This window comes from Pseudomonas sp. HB05 (assembly GCF_016756915.1).
GTDB classification, from domain to species: Bacteria; Pseudomonadota; Gammaproteobacteria; order Pseudomonadales; family Pseudomonadaceae; genus Aquipseudomonas; species Aquipseudomonas alvandae.
This window is the reverse complement of sequence record NZ_JAESPG010000010.1, coordinates 66,377-82,427: the sequence shown is the minus strand read 5'-3', so window position 1 is coordinate 82,427 and position 16,051 is coordinate 66,377. Positions and strand designations below refer to the sequence as shown.

The 16,051-nt window shown below is 62.7% G+C and carries 17 protein-coding genes; 7 read left to right on the top strand and 10 right to left on the bottom strand.

What is annotated here, in order from left to right; genetic code table 11:
• The first annotated feature begins 281 nt into the window (after window positions 1-281).
• From JMN22_RS11860 to JMN22_RS11825, 7 genes are all read left to right on the top strand, one after another.
• Window positions 282-1,103 carry an alpha/beta fold hydrolase gene (locus JMN22_RS11860; RefSeq protein WP_030141303.1) on the top strand — a complete coding sequence of 274 codons (822 nt, stop codon included), beginning with the start codon at window positions 282-284 and terminating at the stop codon, window positions 1,101-1,103.
• A gap of 70 nt (window positions 1,104-1,173) precedes the next feature.
• Window positions 1,174-2,127, top strand: coding sequence for a LysR family transcriptional regulator (locus JMN22_RS11855; RefSeq protein ID WP_030141304.1), 954 nt, complete (start codon window positions 1,174-1,176; stop codon window positions 2,125-2,127).
• Window positions 2,124-2,537 (top strand): DoxX family protein, encoded by a 414-nt coding sequence (locus tag JMN22_RS11850; protein WP_030141305.1) that lies wholly within the window; start codon window positions 2,124-2,126, stop codon window positions 2,535-2,537. The genes JMN22_RS11855 and JMN22_RS11850 overlap by 4 nt, the downstream gene beginning before the upstream one ends.
• The gene (locus JMN22_RS11845; protein WP_198796042.1) at window positions 2,530-3,168 is read left to right on the top strand and encodes an antibiotic biosynthesis monooxygenase; all 639 of its coding nucleotides are present in this window, start codon (window positions 2,530-2,532) and stop codon (window positions 3,166-3,168) included. The genes JMN22_RS11850 and JMN22_RS11845 overlap by 8 nt, the downstream gene beginning before the upstream one ends.
• Window positions 3,169-3,286: 118 nt before the next feature.
• Window positions 3,287-5,125, top strand: a complete 1,839-nt coding sequence (locus JMN22_RS11840; RefSeq protein WP_198796073.1) for an amidohydrolase — start codon at window positions 3,287-3,289, stop codon at window positions 5,123-5,125.
• 203 nt (window positions 5,126-5,328) lie between these two features.
• Window positions 5,329-5,958, top strand: a complete 630-nt coding sequence (gene ycaC, locus JMN22_RS11830) for an isochorismate family cysteine hydrolase YcaC (protein ID WP_030141308.1) — start codon at window positions 5,329-5,331, stop codon at window positions 5,956-5,958.
• 246 nt (window positions 5,959-6,204) lie between these two features.
• Complete coding sequence (locus JMN22_RS11825) at window positions 6,205-7,083, top strand: LysR family transcriptional regulator (protein ID WP_198796043.1); 879 nt, start codon at window positions 6,205-6,207, stop codon at window positions 7,081-7,083.
• A gap of 52 nt (window positions 7,084-7,135) precedes the next feature.
• Here the strand turns inward: JMN22_RS11825 and JMN22_RS11820 are convergent, their stop codons facing one another.
• The 10 genes from JMN22_RS11820 to nuoI all read right to left on the bottom strand — a co-directional run bounded on the left by JMN22_RS11820 (window position 7,136) and on the right by nuoI (window position 16,049).
• Entirely contained in the window at window positions 7,136-7,612 is a 477-nt protein-coding gene (locus JMN22_RS11820; protein WP_030141310.1) for a hemerythrin domain-containing protein, read from the bottom strand.
• Window positions 7,613-7,810: 198 nt separating this feature from the next.
• Window positions 7,811-8,920 (bottom strand): NAD(P)/FAD-dependent oxidoreductase, encoded by a 1,110-nt coding sequence (locus tag JMN22_RS11815; protein ID WP_198796044.1) that lies wholly within the window; start codon window positions 8,918-8,920, stop codon window positions 7,811-7,813.
• A 63-nt stretch (window positions 8,921-8,983) separates the two neighbouring features.
• The gene (locus tag JMN22_RS11810; protein ID WP_198796045.1) at window positions 8,984-9,259 is read right to left on the bottom strand and encodes a type II toxin-antitoxin system RelE/ParE family toxin; all 276 of its coding nucleotides are present in this window, start codon (window positions 9,257-9,259) and stop codon (window positions 8,984-8,986) included.
• A complete protein-coding gene (locus JMN22_RS11805) occupies window positions 9,259-9,531 on the bottom strand; it encodes a CopG family ribbon-helix-helix protein (RefSeq protein WP_030141313.1) in 273 nt (90 codons plus the stop codon). The genes JMN22_RS11810 and JMN22_RS11805 overlap by 1 nt, the downstream gene beginning before the upstream one ends.
• A gap of 253 nt (window positions 9,532-9,784) precedes the next feature.
• On the bottom strand, window positions 9,785-11,248 hold the full coding sequence (gene nuoN, locus JMN22_RS11800) for an NADH-quinone oxidoreductase subunit NuoN (protein ID WP_198796046.1): 1,464 nt from the start codon (window positions 11,246-11,248) through the stop codon (window positions 9,785-9,787).
• 7 nt (window positions 11,249-11,255) lie between these two features.
• Window positions 11,256-12,788: an NADH-quinone oxidoreductase subunit M gene (nuoM, locus tag JMN22_RS11795; RefSeq protein WP_030141315.1), complete on the bottom strand. Its 1,533-nt coding sequence runs from the start codon at window positions 12,786-12,788 to the stop codon at window positions 11,256-11,258.
• A 39-nt stretch (window positions 12,789-12,827) separates the two neighbouring features.
• Complete coding sequence (gene nuoL / locus JMN22_RS11790) at window positions 12,828-14,681, bottom strand: NADH-quinone oxidoreductase subunit L (RefSeq protein ID WP_198796047.1); 1,854 nt, start codon at window positions 14,679-14,681, stop codon at window positions 12,828-12,830.
• Entirely contained in the window at window positions 14,678-14,986 is a 309-nt protein-coding gene (gene nuoK, locus JMN22_RS11785; RefSeq protein WP_003180046.1) for an NADH-quinone oxidoreductase subunit NuoK, read from the bottom strand. Before nuoK ends, nuoL begins: the two co-directional genes overlap by 4 nt.
• 4 nt (window positions 14,987-14,990) lie before the next feature.
• Window positions 14,991-15,491, bottom strand: coding sequence for an NADH-quinone oxidoreductase subunit J (gene nuoJ / locus JMN22_RS11780; protein ID WP_030141317.1), 501 nt, complete (start codon window positions 15,489-15,491; stop codon window positions 14,991-14,993).
• 9 nt (window positions 15,492-15,500) lie between these two features.
• The gene (gene nuoI / locus JMN22_RS11775; protein ID WP_003180051.1) at window positions 15,501-16,049 is read right to left on the bottom strand and encodes an NADH-quinone oxidoreductase subunit NuoI; all 549 of its coding nucleotides are present in this window, start codon (window positions 16,047-16,049) and stop codon (window positions 15,501-15,503) included.
• Between the last annotated feature and the right edge of the window lie 2 nt (window positions 16,050-16,051).

The following is a 16,051-nucleotide window of genomic DNA, read 5'->3' as shown; positions in this document are numbered from 1 at the left end:
AGCGCAACGGCGGGTGGTGTTGCCATGTCCCTGCGCAACGCCAAACCCGTGGCGAGGGAGCTTGCTCCCGCTGGGCCGCGAAGCGGCCCCAAAAACCCTCGTTTCCCAATCAATCCGGCACACCGAGGCGACAATCCCGGGGCCGCTGCGCAGCCCAGCGGGAGCAAGCTCCCTCGCCACAAAAGCACGTCAGTCCCGAAAAAATTAACAACGTTTAACTCACGCAAATATCTCCCCTGGCCGGACCATTGAGCGATCCACCCACCTCAAGGAGTCATGTCATGAGCACGTTCATCACCCGCGACGGCACAGAGATCTACTACAAGGACTGGGGCACTGGCCAACCGGTGGTCTTCAGCCACGGCTGGCCGTTGAACTCCGACAGTTGGGAGGCGCAGATGATGTTCCTCGCATCCAACGGCTACCGGGTGATTGCCCACGACCGCCGTGGCCACGGGCGTTCCAGCCAGCCGTGGGATGGCAATGACATGAACACTTACGCCGATGACCTGGCCGAACTGATCGAGCGCCTGGACCTCAAGGACGCGGTGTTGCTCGGTTTCTCCACCGGCGGTGGCGAAGTGGCGCGCTACATCGGTCGTCATGGCGCCGCCCGCGTCGCCAAGCTCGGCCTGATCTCGGCCGTCACGCCATTGATGCTCAGGACCCCGGCCAACCCTGGCGGCCTGCCCATCGAAGTCTTCGACGGCTTCCGCCAAGCCTCCCTGGCCGACCGTTCTCAGCTATACAAGGACGTGGCCAGCGCGTTTTTCGGTGCCAACCGTCCGGGCGCCAAAGTTTCCCAAGGCATGATCGACTGGTTCTGGATGCAAGGCATGCTCGCCGGCCACAAGAACACTTACGACTGCATCAAGGCGTTCTCGGAGACCGACCTTTCCGAAGACCTGCGCAACATTGACGTGCCGACCCTGGTGGTCCATGGCGATGACGACCAGGTGGTGCCGATCGAAACCGCCGGCATCGCGGCCGCCAAGTTGCTCAAGAATTCGCAGCTGCTGGTTTACCCAGGCGCGCCCCACGGCCTGACCGACACCCACAAGGACCAACTGAACGCTGACCTGTTGGCGTTCATCCGAGGCTGATCAGGGCGCAAACCTGTGGGAGCGAGCAAGCTCGCTCCCACAGGTTCGGTATTGAACAGGAACGACACCCATGAACCGCAACGATTTACGCCGTCTCGACATGAACCTCCTGGTGATCTTCGAGGCATTGATGTTCGAGAAGAACCTGACCCGCGTCGCCGAAAAGCTGTTCATGGGCCAGCCGGCGGTGAGCGCGGCGCTCGGGCGGCTGCGGGATCTGTTCGACGACCCGCTGCTGATCCGCCACGGCCGAGGCATGGAACCCACGCCGCGGGCCCTGGCGATCCTGCAGGAATTGCAGCCGGCGATGGACACGATTTCCAGCGCCGTCAGCCGGGCCAAGGCGTTCGACCCGTCCACCAGTTGCGACGTGTTCCGCGTCGGTCTGTCGGACGATGCCGAGTTCGGCCTGTTTCCGCCACTGCTGAGTCAGCTGCGCGAAGAAGCGCCGGGCATCATCGTCGTGGTGCGCCGGGCCAATTTCCTGCTGATGTCGTCGCTGCTGGCCAGCGGTGAGATCAGCGTCGGCGTCAGCTACACCACCGACCTGCCGGCCAATGCCAAGCGCAAGAAACTGCGGGACATTCCCTGCAAGGTCTTGCGCGGCGACAACCGTCCCGGGCCGTTGACCCTGGACGAGTACTGTTCGCGGCCCCACGCCATGGTCTCGTTTTCGGGCGACCTGAGCGGCAACATCGACCTGGACCTGGCCCGCATCGGCCGGGCGCGCAAGGTCGTGCTGGCGGTACCGCAATTCAGCGGCCTTCGGGCCTTGCTGGCCGGCACCGAGCTGATCGCCACCGTTCCCGACTACGCCGCCTGTGCGCTGGTGGAAGGCTGTGCGCTACGCGCCGAAGACCCGCCGTTCGAAATCAATGCCGCCGAGTTGTCGATGGTCTGGAGCGGCGTGCATGACAACGACCCCGCCGAGCGCTGGCTGCGTTCGCGCATCGCCACCCACATGTCCCAACCGTTGCCTGCAGCCGCGGCCGTCTCGACGGACCCGGCCGGAGCCCACCGATGAATAGCACTGATGAACGCCGCATGCAGGACCTGGGCCTGCTGTTCCTGCGCCTGAGCGGCGCGTTGTTCCTACTGTGGGTGCATGGCTTGCCCAAGTTGCTGAACTACAGCGCCGAACTGACCCGCATCGAAGACCCGTTCCACCTCGGCGCCGCACCCACGCTGATCCTGGCGATTTTCGCCGAGGTGCTGTGTCCGTTGCTGATCATGGCCGGCGTGCTGGTGCGCCTGGCGTGCCTGCCGATCCTGTTCCTGCTGGCCGTGGCGCTGCTGGTGGTGCATCCGCAGTGGAGCCTGGAAGAAGGGCAGTTCGGCTGGTTACTGCTGATCATATTTACCAGCGTATTCATTGCCGGCCCCGGCCGCCTGGCGATGAACACGCGTTTTGATGGAGTGCTTCGCCATGTCTGAATCCCCAACCCTCGAATCCACCGCGAAACCGGCCATGCCCGGTTCCGACGAAATCGTCACGCTGGTGGTCAAGCACCGGATCAAGGCCGGCCAGGACGGCGCCTATGAAGCCTGGTTGCGGCGCATCGTCAGCGTTGCCGGCCAGTGGCCGGGGCATCTGGGCGTGGATGTGGTCCGGGGCAAGCAGGGCGGATTGTCGTTGTTTACCTGCGTGCTGCGTTTCTGTTCCACCGAGGCCATGCAGCGCTGGCTGGACTCGTCCGAGCGCCGCGAATTGGTGAATGAGGCCACGCCGCTGCTGGCCGACGGCGACCAGACTGAAGTCGCCTCCCACAAGGAATTCTGGTTCGCCCCGCTGGCCGATGCCGCTACGCCGCCACCGCGCTGGAAACAATCGGTGGTGACGCTATTCGTCATCCTGCCGCACACGCTGCTGGTGCCCTTGCTCTGGGGACCGCTGCTGCAACTCAACGCGTTCCTGTCCAACTACGTGGTCGCCACGTTCCTGATCACCGTGACCATCGTGCTTTCGGTGGTGTACGTGTGCATGCCGCTGGCGACCCGCCTGTTCGCGCCATGGTTGGAAGCGTCCAAGGCCCACGAACACCTGGAGCCCGGCCATGGCCAATAACGACGATCCAACCGATCCGCTGCGCCGCCAACTGCTCGCCGCCGGATCGTTGCTCAGCGCCGCCGCGGCTTTCTGGCCGCGCCTGTCCCTTGCTTCTTCCCATTCACAAGGAAACCCTATGAACGCCGATCTGATTCTGTTCAATGGCCAATTCCACACCGTCGACCGCGAGAAGCCTCGCGCCAGCGCGGTTGCCATCAGCCAAGGGCGCTTCGTCGCCGTGGGCACCGACGCCGAGGCCATGGCCTTGCGTGGCAGCGGCACCCAGGTCATTGACCTCAAGGGCCGCACCGTCATTCCCGGGCTCAACGACTCGCACCTGCACCTGATCCGTGGCGGCTTGAACTACAACCTGGAATTGCGCTGGGAAGGTGTGCCGTCCTTGGCCGATGCCTTGCGCATGCTCAAGGACCAGGCCGACCGCACGCCGACGCCACAATGGGTACGCGTAGTGGGCGGCTGGAATGAATTCCAGTTCGCCGAAAAACGCATGCCGACCCTGGAAGAACTCAACCAGGCCGCGCCCGATACCCCGGTGTTCGTGTTGCATTTGTACGACCGCGCCTTGCTCAACCGCGCCGCGTTGCGCGTGGCCGGCTACACACGCGACACGCCGAACCCGCCCGGTGGCGAGATTGTTCGCGATGCCAACGGGAATCCGACCGGCATGCTGGTGGCGCGGCCCAACGCGATGATCCTTTACTCGACCCTGGCGAAGGGACCGAAGCTGCCGCTGGAATACCAGGTCAACTCCACCCGCCAGTTCATGCGCGAGCTCAATCGCCTGGGCCTGACCAGCGCCATCGACGCCGGCGGCGGCTACCAGAACTACCCGGACGACTACGCGGTGATCGAGCAATTGGCCCGCGAGCAACAGATGACGGTGCGCATCGCCTACAACCTGTTCACCCAGAAGCCCAAGGAAGAGCTCACCGACTTCAAGAACTGGACCGGCAGCGTCAAGCTGCACCAGGGCGACGACTTCCTGCGGCACAACGGCGCCGGCGAAATGCTGGTGTTCTCCGCAGCGGACTTCGAAGACTTCCTCGAACCGCGCCCGGACCTGCCGCCAGGCATGGAGCAGGACCTGGAACCGGTGGTTCGTCATCTGGTGGAACAGCGCTGGCCATTCCGCCTGCACGCGACCTATGACGAATCCATCAGCCGCATGCTCGACGTGTTCGAGAAGGTCAACCGCGACATCCCGTTCAACGGCCTGCCATGGTTCTTTGACCACGCCGAGACCATTACGCCGAAGAACATCGAACGCGTGCGAGCACTGGGCGGCGGTATCGCAATCCAGGACCGCATGGCCTTCCAGGGCGAATATTTCGTTGATCGCTACGGCGCCAAGGCGGCCGAGGCCACGCCGCCGATCAAGCGCATGCTCGCCGAAGGCGTGCCGGTGGGCGCCGGCACCGACGCCACCCGCGTCTCCAGCTACAACCCGTGGACCTCGCTGTACTGGATGGTCAGCGGTCGTACCGTTGGCGGCCTGTCGTTGCACGAAGAAGGCCTGCCGCGCCTGACCGCGCTGGAACTGTTCACCCATGGCAGCGCCTGGTTCTCGTCCGAGCAGGGCAAGAAAGGCCAGATCAAGGTCGGCCAACTGGCGGACTTGGCTGCCCTGAGCGCGGACTTCTTCAGCGTCGAGGAAGAAGCCATCAAGTGGATCGAGTCGGTGTTGACCGTGGTCGACGGCAAGGTGGTCTACGCCGCCGGCGACTTCGAAAAACTCGGCCCGGCCAGCGTCCCGGTGCTGCCGGACTGGTCGCCCGTGGTCAAGGTCCCGGGCCATTGGCGTCCGACCTCACCGTTGCAGGCCCAGGTCCACCAGTGCAGCGGTCCGTGCACGGTGCACTCCCACAGCCACGAACGGGCGCGCTTGTCGAACGTCCCGGTCAGCGACTTCCAGGGTTTCTGGGGCGCGTTTGGCTGTTCCTGCTTTGCCTTTTGACTGACAAACATATTCCCCTGTGGGAGCGGGGGGGGGGGGGGGGGGGGGGGGGGGGGGGGGGTGGTGTGGGGGGGGGGGGGGGGGGGGGCGGGGCCGCCGCCCGGGTTGGGTCCGCTGGCAAGGTTGTTGGATGTGACGACGCCTTCGCGAGCAAGCCCGCTCCCACATGGGGGCTGTAACATCCATCCCAAAGGAGTCATCCCATGAGCAACGTTCCCGCCTACAACCGCCTGAACAAAGACGACGCGGTGGTCCTGCTGGTCGATCACCAGACTGGCCTGATTTCCCTGGTCCAGGATTTCTCGCCCAACGAGTTCAAGAACAACGTATTGGCGTTGGCTGACCTGGCTAAATTCTTCGGCCTGCCAACCATCCTGACCACCAGCTTCGAACAAGGCCCTAACGGCCCGATCGTGCCGGAGCTCAAGGAAATGTTCCCGGACGCGCCGTACATTCCACGTCCAGGCCAGATCAACGCTTGGGACAACGAAGACTTCGTCAAGGCGATCAAGGCCACTGGCCGCAAGCAACTGATCATCGCTGGCGTGGTGACTGATGTCTGCGTGGCATTCCCGACCCTGTCGGCCCTGGCGGAAGGTTTCGACGTATTCGTCGTGACCGACGCCTCGGGTACCTTCAACGAAACCGTGCAGCAAGCCGCCTGGGTGCGCATGACTGCTGCGGGCGCGCAGATGATGAACTGGTTCTCGGTGGCCTGTGAGCTGCACCGCGACTGGCGCAACGACATCGAAGGCCTGGGCAACCTGCTGTCCCAGCGCATTCCGAACTACCGCAACCTGATGAACAGCTACTCGGCGCTGACGGCCAAGTAAGCAGCGTCCTGGCTGAACAGGTGCCCGCCAATGTGCGGGCATCTTTTTGTCTGCCGAAGCACCCTTGTGGCGAGGGGATTTATCCCCGCTGGGCTGCGCAGCAGCTCAAAATAGGCTTACTCGGTGTGTCAGAATGTTCACATGGTTAGTTATTGGGTCTGCTACGCAGCCCAGCGGGGATAAATCCCCTCGCCACAGGTTTTGTATTTGGCTTGGATGTTTCTAAGTCCCACCCACGGAATGACAATGAACCCCTTCGAAGAAATGCGCATCTTTGCCCAGGTCATGGAGTCGGGCAGTTTCACCGCGGCGGCGGACAAGCTCGGGCTGTCCAAGCAATTCGTCAGCCGCAAGCTCATGGAGCTGGAGCAACGGCTGGGCGTGCGCTTGCTCAACCGCTCGACGCGACGGCTGGACGTGACGCCGCTCGGCCAGCGCTACTACGAGGCGGCGTTGCGCCTGCTCAGTGAAGTCGAGCAAGTGGAGCAGGGCATCAGCGGCCAGACCAGCGAGCCGCGCGGGACCATTCGACTCAGCGCGCCGTTGTCGTTCGCCGTGGCGCACCTGGGCTGCCTGCTGCCGCAGTTCTTGCAGCGCTACCGGGACGTTAGCGTCGAGGTGGACCTGAGCGATCGCTCGGTGGACCTGCTGGGCGAGGGCTACGACCTGGCGCTGAGGATCGGCGTGCTGGAGGATTCAACCCTGATCGCCCGGCGCATCGCGAGCATCGAACGGGTGTACTGCGCCAGCCCGGCCTATCTCGCGGAGAACGGCACGCCCGCACGACCTGAAGACCTGCGCAATCACGACTGCCTGCCCTATGGACACAGCCGTCAGGTGCAGTGGCGTTTCGAGGGAAATGGCAAACCGCTGGTCCTGGAAGTGGCGGGGCGGATGCGGGCCAATAACGGCGACCTGCTCAGGGATGCGGCGATCGCCGGTATGGGGATCACCTACCTGCCGACCTTCATCCTTGGTGAGGCGTTGAAGGACGGGCGGTTGGTCAAGCTGCTGGAGGGCTTTGAAACCGAGCCGTTGGCGCTGTCGGCGGTCTACCCGCAACATCGCCAGGCTTCGCGCCCGGTGCAGGCGCTGGTGGAGTTCCTGCGCGAGCGGATGCAATAAAGGCCGGAACGCTTCAATCCTGATGAGTGGCTGAAGCGTTCGCGGCCTTCGATCAAGCGGCGAGGTTGGCGCTGCTCAGTTCTTTCTTGTACTGCGCCTTCATGGTTTCCATCTGTTCGCCCAAGGCGTCCAGCTTGGCCTTACCCAGCACCTTCTTGGCTTTCGGGAACATTTCCTTTTCTTCTTCCTCGATGTGGTGCTCCAGCAGCTCCTTGACCACCTTCACCCGGCCCGCAAATTCAGGCTGGGAAGGATCGGTGGTTTTCAGGTCCGGCAGCACCAGCGAGTCGACGGTGCGGTGCTCTTCCTTGGCTTCGTAGTACATCTCGGCTTCTTCCTTGCCGCCTTCCTGCTTGAAGGCCGGGTAGAGGATTTCTTCTTCGAGGCGGGTATGGATGGTCACTTCCATTTCCAGCTTCGCCAGCAGCTCGGTGCGTTTCTTGACGGCGCGATCAGTGGATTCACTCAGCTGAGTGAGGATGGCTTTGACGCGTTCATGGTCGGCTTTCAACAGGTCGATGGCGTTCATGTGCTGCTCCTCGGTCATTCACGGATGCGGGCCGGCTTCGAGCGCCGACGCCACGTGACAGGAAAGGTGCATCCCTCGTGCCAGCCGAGTCGCTTTTAAATTCTCTTTAAAAACAGTTAGTTATGACGGAGTCGAGTTTTGTCATCGTGCAGGCTGCATGAGCGGCGGTTAAAACGCCTTGCACTTTGCGCTGCCGGGTCAGGTGTTGTCGATCTGTTGCCGAACCCGTTCCGCCAGCGCCAGGCAAGATGTCAGTCCGGGCGATTCGATGCCGAACAGGTTGATCAGACCCGGTATTCCATGCTCGGCGGCAGCGCTGATCAGAAAGTCCCGAGCCGGTTCCCCCGGTGCGGAAATTTTCGGGCGGATCCCGCTGTAGGCCGGTTGCAGGCTCTGATCGGGCAGGCCTGGCCAGTAATTTCGAATGGCCTGGTAAAAGGCTTCGGCTCGAGCCGGATCCACTCGGTAATCTTCCGTATCGACCCATTCGGTGTCAGGACCGAAGCGCGCCTGGCCGGCCAGGTCGAGGGTCATGTGAATGCCCAGGCCGGCCGCTTCCGGCGCGGGGTAGACCAGATGGCGGAACGGCGCCCGCCCGGACAGTTGGAAGTAGTTGCCCTTGCACAGGTATTCATCAGGCACCCAATGCCGGTCGAGGCCTTCGATCCGGCGGGCGAGGGCAGGGGCCTGGAGGCCAGCGGCGTTGATCAATTGCCGGCAGGACAATGTCATCTGCGCCGTGCCGCCCAACACCAGGCTGAAGCCCTCGTCGATAACCCGGGCCTCCAGCAAGGGCGTGCGAAACACCACGTTGGCGCCGGCCGCCTCGGCATCGCCCTGCAGCGCCAGCATCAAGGCATGGACGTCAACGATTCCGGTGGAGGGCGAGTACAACGCGCCGACACAGGACAGCTCCGGCTCCAGTGCCTGTGCTTGTTCCTGATCGAGCAGGCGCAGGTCGTCGACGCCGTTGAGCAGGCCGCGGGCCAGCAGCATTTCAAGCCCCGCCAACTGTGCCTGATCCTTGGCCACGATCAATTTACCGAGCCGGCGAGTCTCGACGCCGTGGCTGTCGCAGTACTCATATAGCCGTCGCCGGCCTTCGACGCACAACTGCGCCTTGAGACTGCCGGGCGGGTAATAAAGCCCGGCATGGATCACTTCGGAATTGCGCGAACTGATGCCCGTGCCGATGGCATCGCCTGCTTCGATCACCAGCACTTCATGCCCGGCCTGTGCCATCTCCCGCGCCACGGCCAGGCCGACGACGCCTGCGCCGACCACTACGCACTCGATATCGACGCTCAACGCAGCGGCTTCCAAAATGAAAACTGCTTCTGCGCGACGGTGGTCTGGTTGGTCAAGCCCAAGTCATCGATCCTCACGGGTGTGCCAAAGGCGTAGCAGGTAAAGGGTAGAACCGACTATTTCATAGCGCATTTCGTAATGGCCGACCTGAATTCTGCGTACGTCTCGAGGTTCGAACTCTTCCAGGCGTTCACCAATTCGCGGGTTAACCAGCAGAGAGCTGGGCGCTGCCGTGAGTTGTTGCACGGTCCGCGCGGCGGCGGGTTGATTTACCGAAGCCAGAAACTCATAAAGCCGGGCAATATCTGAAAGCGCCTTGCTGGTCCACTTCAACTCCATCAGCGCGGTACCGGTAACGGGGCGTCGGTGCTGAGACTGTCGGCCCAAGCCTGGACAGCCTGATGGTCAATTACTCGGCCAGCGTCCACGTCCGCCAACGCTTCATGGGTCAGCCGGCTTCGCTCCTCCTCCTGGTCGATCCAGGCAGATAACGCCTGTTTGACGATCCAATTCCTGGAGCGCTCGAGTCGCTCGGCCATCAGGTCGACTTTCTCGGCCAGGTGGACCGGGACATGAGCCGTGACCGATCGGGTCTTCGCAGTGGTAGTCATGGTGGATTTCTCCTTGGCAATCGACAGTAGGAGCCAGTCTTCTGAAGCAGTCACTCTCGAAGGCTGAGTATAGGTGATTAATTTTGAAGCTATGAGCAGCAAAATAAATCATATTGAATAAGGTGTTAGTATCAATCGCCTGAGTCTGGCTGAGCCAAGGCCGGCCGGCTATCACGCCTTGTGATAGAGCAGCCAAAAAAAATGCCCGCATCTCACGATACGGGCATTTTTGTTACCGATGACGCTCAGGCAATCAGCCGGTCAACCCAGCCTGCTGAACCAAGGTCAGCAACGGCTGCGGATACACACCGAGGAAGAACGCCAGGATGGCGATAGCCAGCAGCATCACGCCGCCTGCCTTTTGTTCCCAGTGCAACTCGGCATCGTGGCGACGCAGGTTCGGTTCCATCAGGTACAGGGTGACCATGACGCGCAGGTAGTAGAACACGCCGATGGCACTGCCCAGCACCAGGGAGCCGACCAGCCACCATTGGTGAGCCTCGACGCCGGTGGCGATGATGTAGAACTTGCCGATGAAACCGGCGGTCAGCGGGATGCCGGCCAGGGACAGCATCATCACGGTCAGTACGGCGGTCAGGTACGGACGGCGCCAGAACAGGCCGCGGTATTCGTACAGGGCGTCGGCGTCGCGGCCGTTGTACGGCGAGGACATCAGGGTGATCACGCCGAAGGCGCCGAGGCTGGTGATCACGTAGGTGACCAGGTACACGCCGATGGCTTCCACGGCCAGGCCCTTGCTGGCGATCAGGGCGATCAGCAGGTAGCCGAAGTGGGCGATGGACGAGTAACCCAGCAGACGCTTGAGGTTGCTCTGGGTCAGTGCCAGCAGGTTACCGAACAGGATCGACGCGATGGCGATGATGGTCAGCACGTTGCTCAGCACGCCGCTGCTCGCCACTGGCGAGATCTGGAACAGCCGCACCATGACCGCGAACACCGCCACTTTCGACGCGGTGGCGAGGAACGCCGCCACGGGCGCCGGGGCGCCTTCGTACACGTCCGGGGTCCACAGGTGGAACGGAACCAGCGACAGCTTGAACGCCAGGCCGATCAGCATCATGCCCAGGCCCAGTTGCGCGATCGGGCTAGGCAGGCCGGTGGCCGCCAGGGCCTGGCCGATGCCGACGAAGCTCAGGGTGCCGGCTTCGGCGTAGAGCAGGGCCATGCCGAACAACAGGAACGCGGAACCGGCCGCCGACAGCACCATGTACTTGATGCCGGCTTCCAGCGAGCGCTTGTTGAAGAAGGCGTAGGCCACCAGGCCGTAGACCGGCACCGACAGCAGTTCCAGGCCGATGAACAGGCTGGCCAGGTGCTGCGCGCTGACCAGGACCAGGCCACCGGCGGCGGCCATCAGGATCAGCAGGTACAGTTCTTCGCGGTTGCCCGGGTAACCCGAACCGCCATCACCCAGGTAGGCGTGGGCGAGGGTGACGCAAGCGAGGGTGGCGACCAGGATCAGCGCCATGTACAGGCACGCGAAGCTATCGATCTGGATCAGCGGTGTGACCGCCAGTGGCGCGACTTTCAGGGCCGGCAGAATCGACAGCAAGGCCAGGTTCAGCCCCGCCACCGACAGCAGGAAGGTCTGCGAGTGATTGCGGCGCCAGGCGATCGCCAGCATCACCACGATGATCGTGGCGCTGGTGATCAACAGCGGCGCAAGCGCGATAAAGTGTTGAATCGTGAATTCCATAGCGCTCTTACCGGGCCGAAGCGAGTTGAGAGAAGGCGGTGCCGAGCCACTGCTGCACGCCATGCATCGTGGCGGCGGAAGTGTCGAGGAACGGCTGCGGATAGACGCCGAGGTAAACCAGCAGCACCGCAAGGCCAAGCACCATGATCAGTTCGCGACCGTCCATGCCACGCAGCACTTCGTCCGACTTGGCCGGACCGAAGTAGGCGCGGTGGATCATGATCAGCGAGTAGACCGAACCGAACACCAGGCCGGACGTGGCAATCGCGGTGATCCATGGCGCGCTGACGAACGAGCCGATCAGGATCAGGAACTCGCCGACGAAGTTGCCAGTACCCGGCAGGCCCAGGGACGCGGCCGCGAAGAACAGGCTGATGGCCGGCAGGTAGGCGATGCGCGACCAGATGCCGCCCATTTCACGCATGTCACGGGTGTGCAGGCGCTCGTACAACTGGCCACTGAGGATAAACAGCGCCGCCGCCGACAGGCCGTGGGCGAGCATCTGGATCACCGCGCCTTGCAGGGCCAGCTGGCTGCCGGAGTAGATCCCGATCAACACGAAGCCCATGTGCGAAACGCTGGAGAATGCGATCAGGCGCTTGATGTCGGTCTGGGCGAAGGCCAGGAACGCACCGTAGAAAATCCCGATCAGGCCCAGGGTCATTGCAATCGGCGCGAACTCGGCCGAAGCGTTGGGGAACAGCGGCAGGGCAAAGCGCAGCAGGCCGTAGGCCGCGGTCTTCAGCAGAATACCGGCCAGGTCCACGGAACCTGCGGTCGGTGCCTGGGCATGGGCATCCGGCAGCCAGGAGTGGAACGGCACTACCGGCAGCTTCACCGCGAAGGCGATGAAGAAGCCCAGCATCAGCACGTACTCGGTGGTCTTGGACATCTGCACTTTCAACAGGTCGGCGTAGTTGAAGGTAATCACGCCAGTGTTGTTGAAGTTCACCAGGACCAGGCCAAGGATCGCCACCAACATGATCAGGCCGGAAGCCTGGGTGAAGATGAAGAACTTGGTCGCCGCGTAGATCCGGGTCTTCTTGCCGTCCGACGAACTGTGACCCCAGAGCGCGATGAGGAAGTACATCGGCACCAGCATCATTTCCCAGAAGAAGAAGAACATGAACAGGTCCAGCGCCAGGAACACGCCGACGACACCGCCCAGGATCCACATCAGGTTCAGGTGGAAGAAACCGACGTGGCGCTGGATCTCTTTCCAGGAGCAGAGTACCGAGAGGATACCCAGCAGGCCGGTCAGCAGGATCATCAGCAGCGACAGGCCGTCGAGGGCCAGGTGCACGCTGATGCCGAAGCGCGCGATCCAGGTGTGCTTGAACTCAAGCGCCCAGGTCGGATCGGCGCCAGGGGCCGGTGCAAATGAATAGTCGCCGGTCGCCCACAGCCAGAGGCCGAGCGCGAGTTCCAGGGACATGGTCAGCAGCGCAATCCAGCGCGGGAGGGTAGAGCTGGAACGCTCCGCCATCCAGCACAGCAGGCCGCCGATGAAGGGGATCAGGATTAGCCAGGGCAGAATCATGACGGGCTCGTTTCCTTTCGCAAGTTCGCAAGGTTCATATCAGACCGCTACCAGCACGATGGCGCCGATAACCAGCACGGCGCCAGCCGCCATGGAAGCCGCATACCAACGCAGTTGACCGGTCTCGGTACGGCTCAGGGCGGTGTGGCCGCCCTTGGCCATGCGCGGGATCAGGCCAATGGTCTGGTCGAGCGGGTCTTTGCGCAGAATGTGGCTGATCGCAAGGTATGGCTTGACGAACAGTTTGTCGTAGATCCAATCGAAGCCCCAGGCAGCGAACCACCAGGCCGAGAGGAAACGCCCGATGCCGCTGTTGGCGATGGCCGTGACGAAGCGACGCTTGCCCAGGAACAGCAGGGCGGCCAGCAGGATACCCGCCAGGGCGATGGCACCCGAGGCGATTTCCAGGCTGTGCTTGGCTTCGCCGCCGGCATGGCCGACGCTTTGCGGCAGCACATCGGCCAGCGGTGGGGTGATCATGGCGCCGACGAAGGTCGACAGCACGATCAGCACCGACAGCGGCAGCCAATGGGCAATGCCGTGGCCGGCGTGGGCTTCAGTCTTGGCCTCACCGTGGAACGCGATGAAGATCAGGCGGAAGGTGTACAGCGAGGTCATGAACGCACCCACCAGGCCGGCATAAAGCAGACCCTGGTTACCGCTGGCGAACGCTTCCCAGAGGATTTCGTCCTTGGAGTAGAAGCCGGCGGTGACCAGTGGCAGGGCCGCCAGGGCCGCGCCGCCAACGATGAAGCTGGCATAGGCCAGCGGCAGTTTCTTCCACAGGCCGCCCATCTTGAAGATGTTCTGCTCGTGGTGGCAGGCCACGATCACCGCACCGGAGGCGAGGAACAACAGGGCCTTGAAGAAGGCGTGGGTCATCAGGTGGAAGATCGCGCCTTCCCAGGCGCCGACGCCCAGGGCCAGGAACATATAGCCGATCTGGCTCATGGTCGAGTAGGCGAGGATGCGCTTGATGTCGGTCTGCACCAGTGCGGCAAAACCAGCCAGCACCAGGGTCACGCCGCCCACGATACCGACCAGGTGCAGGATGTCCGGCGCCAGGGCGAACAGGCCGTGGGTACGGGCGATCAGGTAGACACCGGCGGTGACCATGGTCGCGGCGTGGATCAGTGCCGAAACCGGCGTCGGGCCGGCCATCGCGTCCGCCAACCAGGTTTGCAGCGGAAGTTGCGCGGATTTACCGACGGCGCCGCCCAGCAGCATCAGGGTCGCCAGGACGATCCAGAAGTCACCGGCCTTGAAGTGCTCGGGTGCCTTGACCAGCAGTTCCTGGATGTTCAGCGTGCCCAGTTGCTGGAACAGGATGAACAGGCCGATGGCCATGAACACGTCGCCGATGCGGGTGACGATGAAGGCCTTGAGTGCGGCGTTACCGTTGTTGCGGTTGCTGTAGTAGAAACCGATCAACAGGTACGAGCACAGGCCCACGCCTTCCCAGCCGAAGTACAGGAACAACAGGTTATCGCCGAGCACCAGGAACAGCATGCTGGCGATGAACAGGTTGGTGTAGGCGAAGAAGCGCGAGTAACCGGCTTCACCGCGCATGTACCAGGAGGCGAACAGGTGGATCAGGAAACCCACGCCGACCACCACGCCGAGCATGGTCACCGACAGGCCGTCGAGGTAGAGGGCGAAGTTCGGCGTAAAGCCTTCTACCGCCATCCAGCGCCACAGCACCTGCACGTACGCGCCACCTTCCGGCGGGACGACGTTGAACTGCCAGATCACGTAGGCCGTGACGATGGCGGACAGGCCGATGGAACCCACGCCAACCAGCGCCGAAAGGTTTTCCGACCAGCGTCCACGGGAGAACGACAGCAGCAGGAAACCGATGAGGGGGAATATGAAAGTCAGGAAAAGAAGGTTCATCCGCGCATCTCGCTGGCAGCGTCAATATCGAGAGTGTGGAAGCGGCGATACAGCTGCAACAGGATCGCCAGGCCAATACTGGCCTCGGCGGCTGCCAGGCTGATCACCAGGATGAACATGATCTGTCCATCCGGTTGCGCCCAGCGAGCGCCCGCGACGATGAAGGCCAGGGCGGAGGCATTCATCATGACCTCCAGGCTCATCAGCACGAACAGAATGTTGCGGCGGACCATCAGGCCGACCAGACCGAGACAGAACAGGATGCCGGCAACTGCCAGGCCATGTTCGAGAGGGATAGCAGGCATGTGATTACTCCTTCGCCTCGTTACGGCCCAAATGGAACGCCGTGACGACTGCGGCAAGCAGCAGCATCGAGGCGAGTTCGACCACCAGCAGGTACGGACCGAACAGGCTGATGCCCACGGCTTTCGCGCCCACGGTGGTGTGGCCGATGGCCTGGCCGCTCTGGTGGGCGAACAGCACATACAGCAGTTCACCGAGCAGCAGGGCGGAGAGGATCACCGGTCCCGCCCAGATGCCAGGCTTGAGCCACGAGCGTTCCTGCTGGACCGCCGCCGGACCGAGGTTGAGCATCATCACCACGAAGACGAACAGCACCATGATGGCGCCGGCGTAGGCGATCACTTCCAGGGCACCGGCGAACGGCGCACCGAGGGCAAAGAAGGTCATGGCCACGGCGATCAGCGAAATGATCAGGTAGAGCAGGGCGTGCACGGGGTTGGTGTTGGTGACCACACGAAGCGTGGACACCACCGCGATACCCGATGCGAAATAGAAAGCGAATTCCATCTTTCTTCCTTAAGGCAGCAAGCTCTTCACGTTGATCGGTTCGGCTTCGTTCTGCGCGGCGCCTTTCGGCTTACCGGCAATGGCCATACCTGCAACACGATAGAAGTTGTAATCAGGGTTTTTACCGGGACCGGAAATCAGCAGGTCTTCTTTCTCGTACACCAGGTCCTGACGCTTGAACTCGGCCATTTCGAAATCCGGCGTGAGCTGGATCGCGGTGGTCGGGCACGCTTCCTCGCAGAGGCCGCAGAAAATGCAGCGAGAGAAGTTGATGCGGAAGAAGTCCGGGTACCAGCGACCGTCTTCGGTCTCGGCTTTCTGCAGCGAGATGCAACCCACCGGGCACGCCACGGCGCACAGGTTGCAGGCCACGCAGCGCTCTTCGCCGTCGGGGTCGCGGGTCAGGACGATACGACCGCGATAACGCGGTGCCAGGTAGACCGGTTCTTCCGGGTATTGCAGGGTGTCGCGCTTGCGAAAGCCATGGCCGAAGATCATGACCAGGCTTCGCAGTTGGGTACCGGTACCCTTAACGATGTCGCCAATATATTTGAACATGG

Coding starts and splice junctions, on each gene's coding strand:
- JMN22_RS11820 (WP_030141310.1), bottom strand. CDS start 7,612: ATGAACGCCATCGACCTGTTGAAAGCCGACCATGAACGCGTCAAAGCC.
- JMN22_RS11860 (WP_030141303.1), top strand. CDS start 282: ATGAGCACGTTCATCACCCGCGACGGCACAGAGATCTACTACAAGGAC.
- JMN22_RS11805 (WP_030141313.1), bottom strand. CDS start 9,531: ATGACTACCACTGCGAAGACCCGATCGGTCACGGCTCATGTCCCGGTC.
- JMN22_RS11810 (WP_198796045.1), bottom strand. CDS start 9,259: ATGGAGTTGAAGTGGACCAGCAAGGCGCTTTCAGATATTGCCCGGCTT.
- nuoI (WP_003180051.1), bottom strand. CDS start 16,049: ATGTTCAAATATATTGGCGACATCGTTAAGGGTACCGGTACCCAACTG.
- nuoK (WP_003180046.1), bottom strand. CDS start 14,986: ATGCCTGCTATCCCTCTCGAACATGGCCTGGCAGTTGCCGGCATCCTG.
- ycaC (WP_030141308.1), top strand. CDS start 5,329: ATGAGCAACGTTCCCGCCTACAACCGCCTGAACAAAGACGACGCGGTG.
- nuoN (WP_198796046.1), bottom strand. CDS start 11,248: ATGGAATTCACGATTCAACACTTTATCGCGCTTGCGCCGCTGTTGATC.
- JMN22_RS11845 (WP_198796042.1), top strand. CDS start 2,530: ATGTCTGAATCCCCAACCCTCGAATCCACCGCGAAACCGGCCATGCCC.
- nuoJ (WP_030141317.1), bottom strand. CDS start 15,491: ATGGAATTCGCTTTCTATTTCGCATCGGGTATCGCGGTGGTGTCCACG.
- JMN22_RS11825 (WP_198796043.1), top strand. CDS start 6,205: ATGAACCCCTTCGAAGAAATGCGCATCTTTGCCCAGGTCATGGAGTCG.
- nuoL (WP_198796047.1), bottom strand. CDS start 14,681: ATGAACCTTCTTTTCCTGACTTTCATATTCCCCCTCATCGGTTTCCTG.
- JMN22_RS11855 (WP_030141304.1), top strand. CDS start 1,174: ATGAACCGCAACGATTTACGCCGTCTCGACATGAACCTCCTGGTGATC.
- JMN22_RS11850 (WP_030141305.1), top strand. CDS start 2,124: ATGAATAGCACTGATGAACGCCGCATGCAGGACCTGGGCCTGCTGTTC.
- JMN22_RS11840 (WP_198796073.1), top strand. CDS start 3,287: ATGAACGCCGATCTGATTCTGTTCAATGGCCAATTCCACACCGTCGAC.
- nuoM (WP_030141315.1), bottom strand. CDS start 12,788: ATGATTCTGCCCTGGCTAATCCTGATCCCCTTCATCGGCGGCCTGCTG.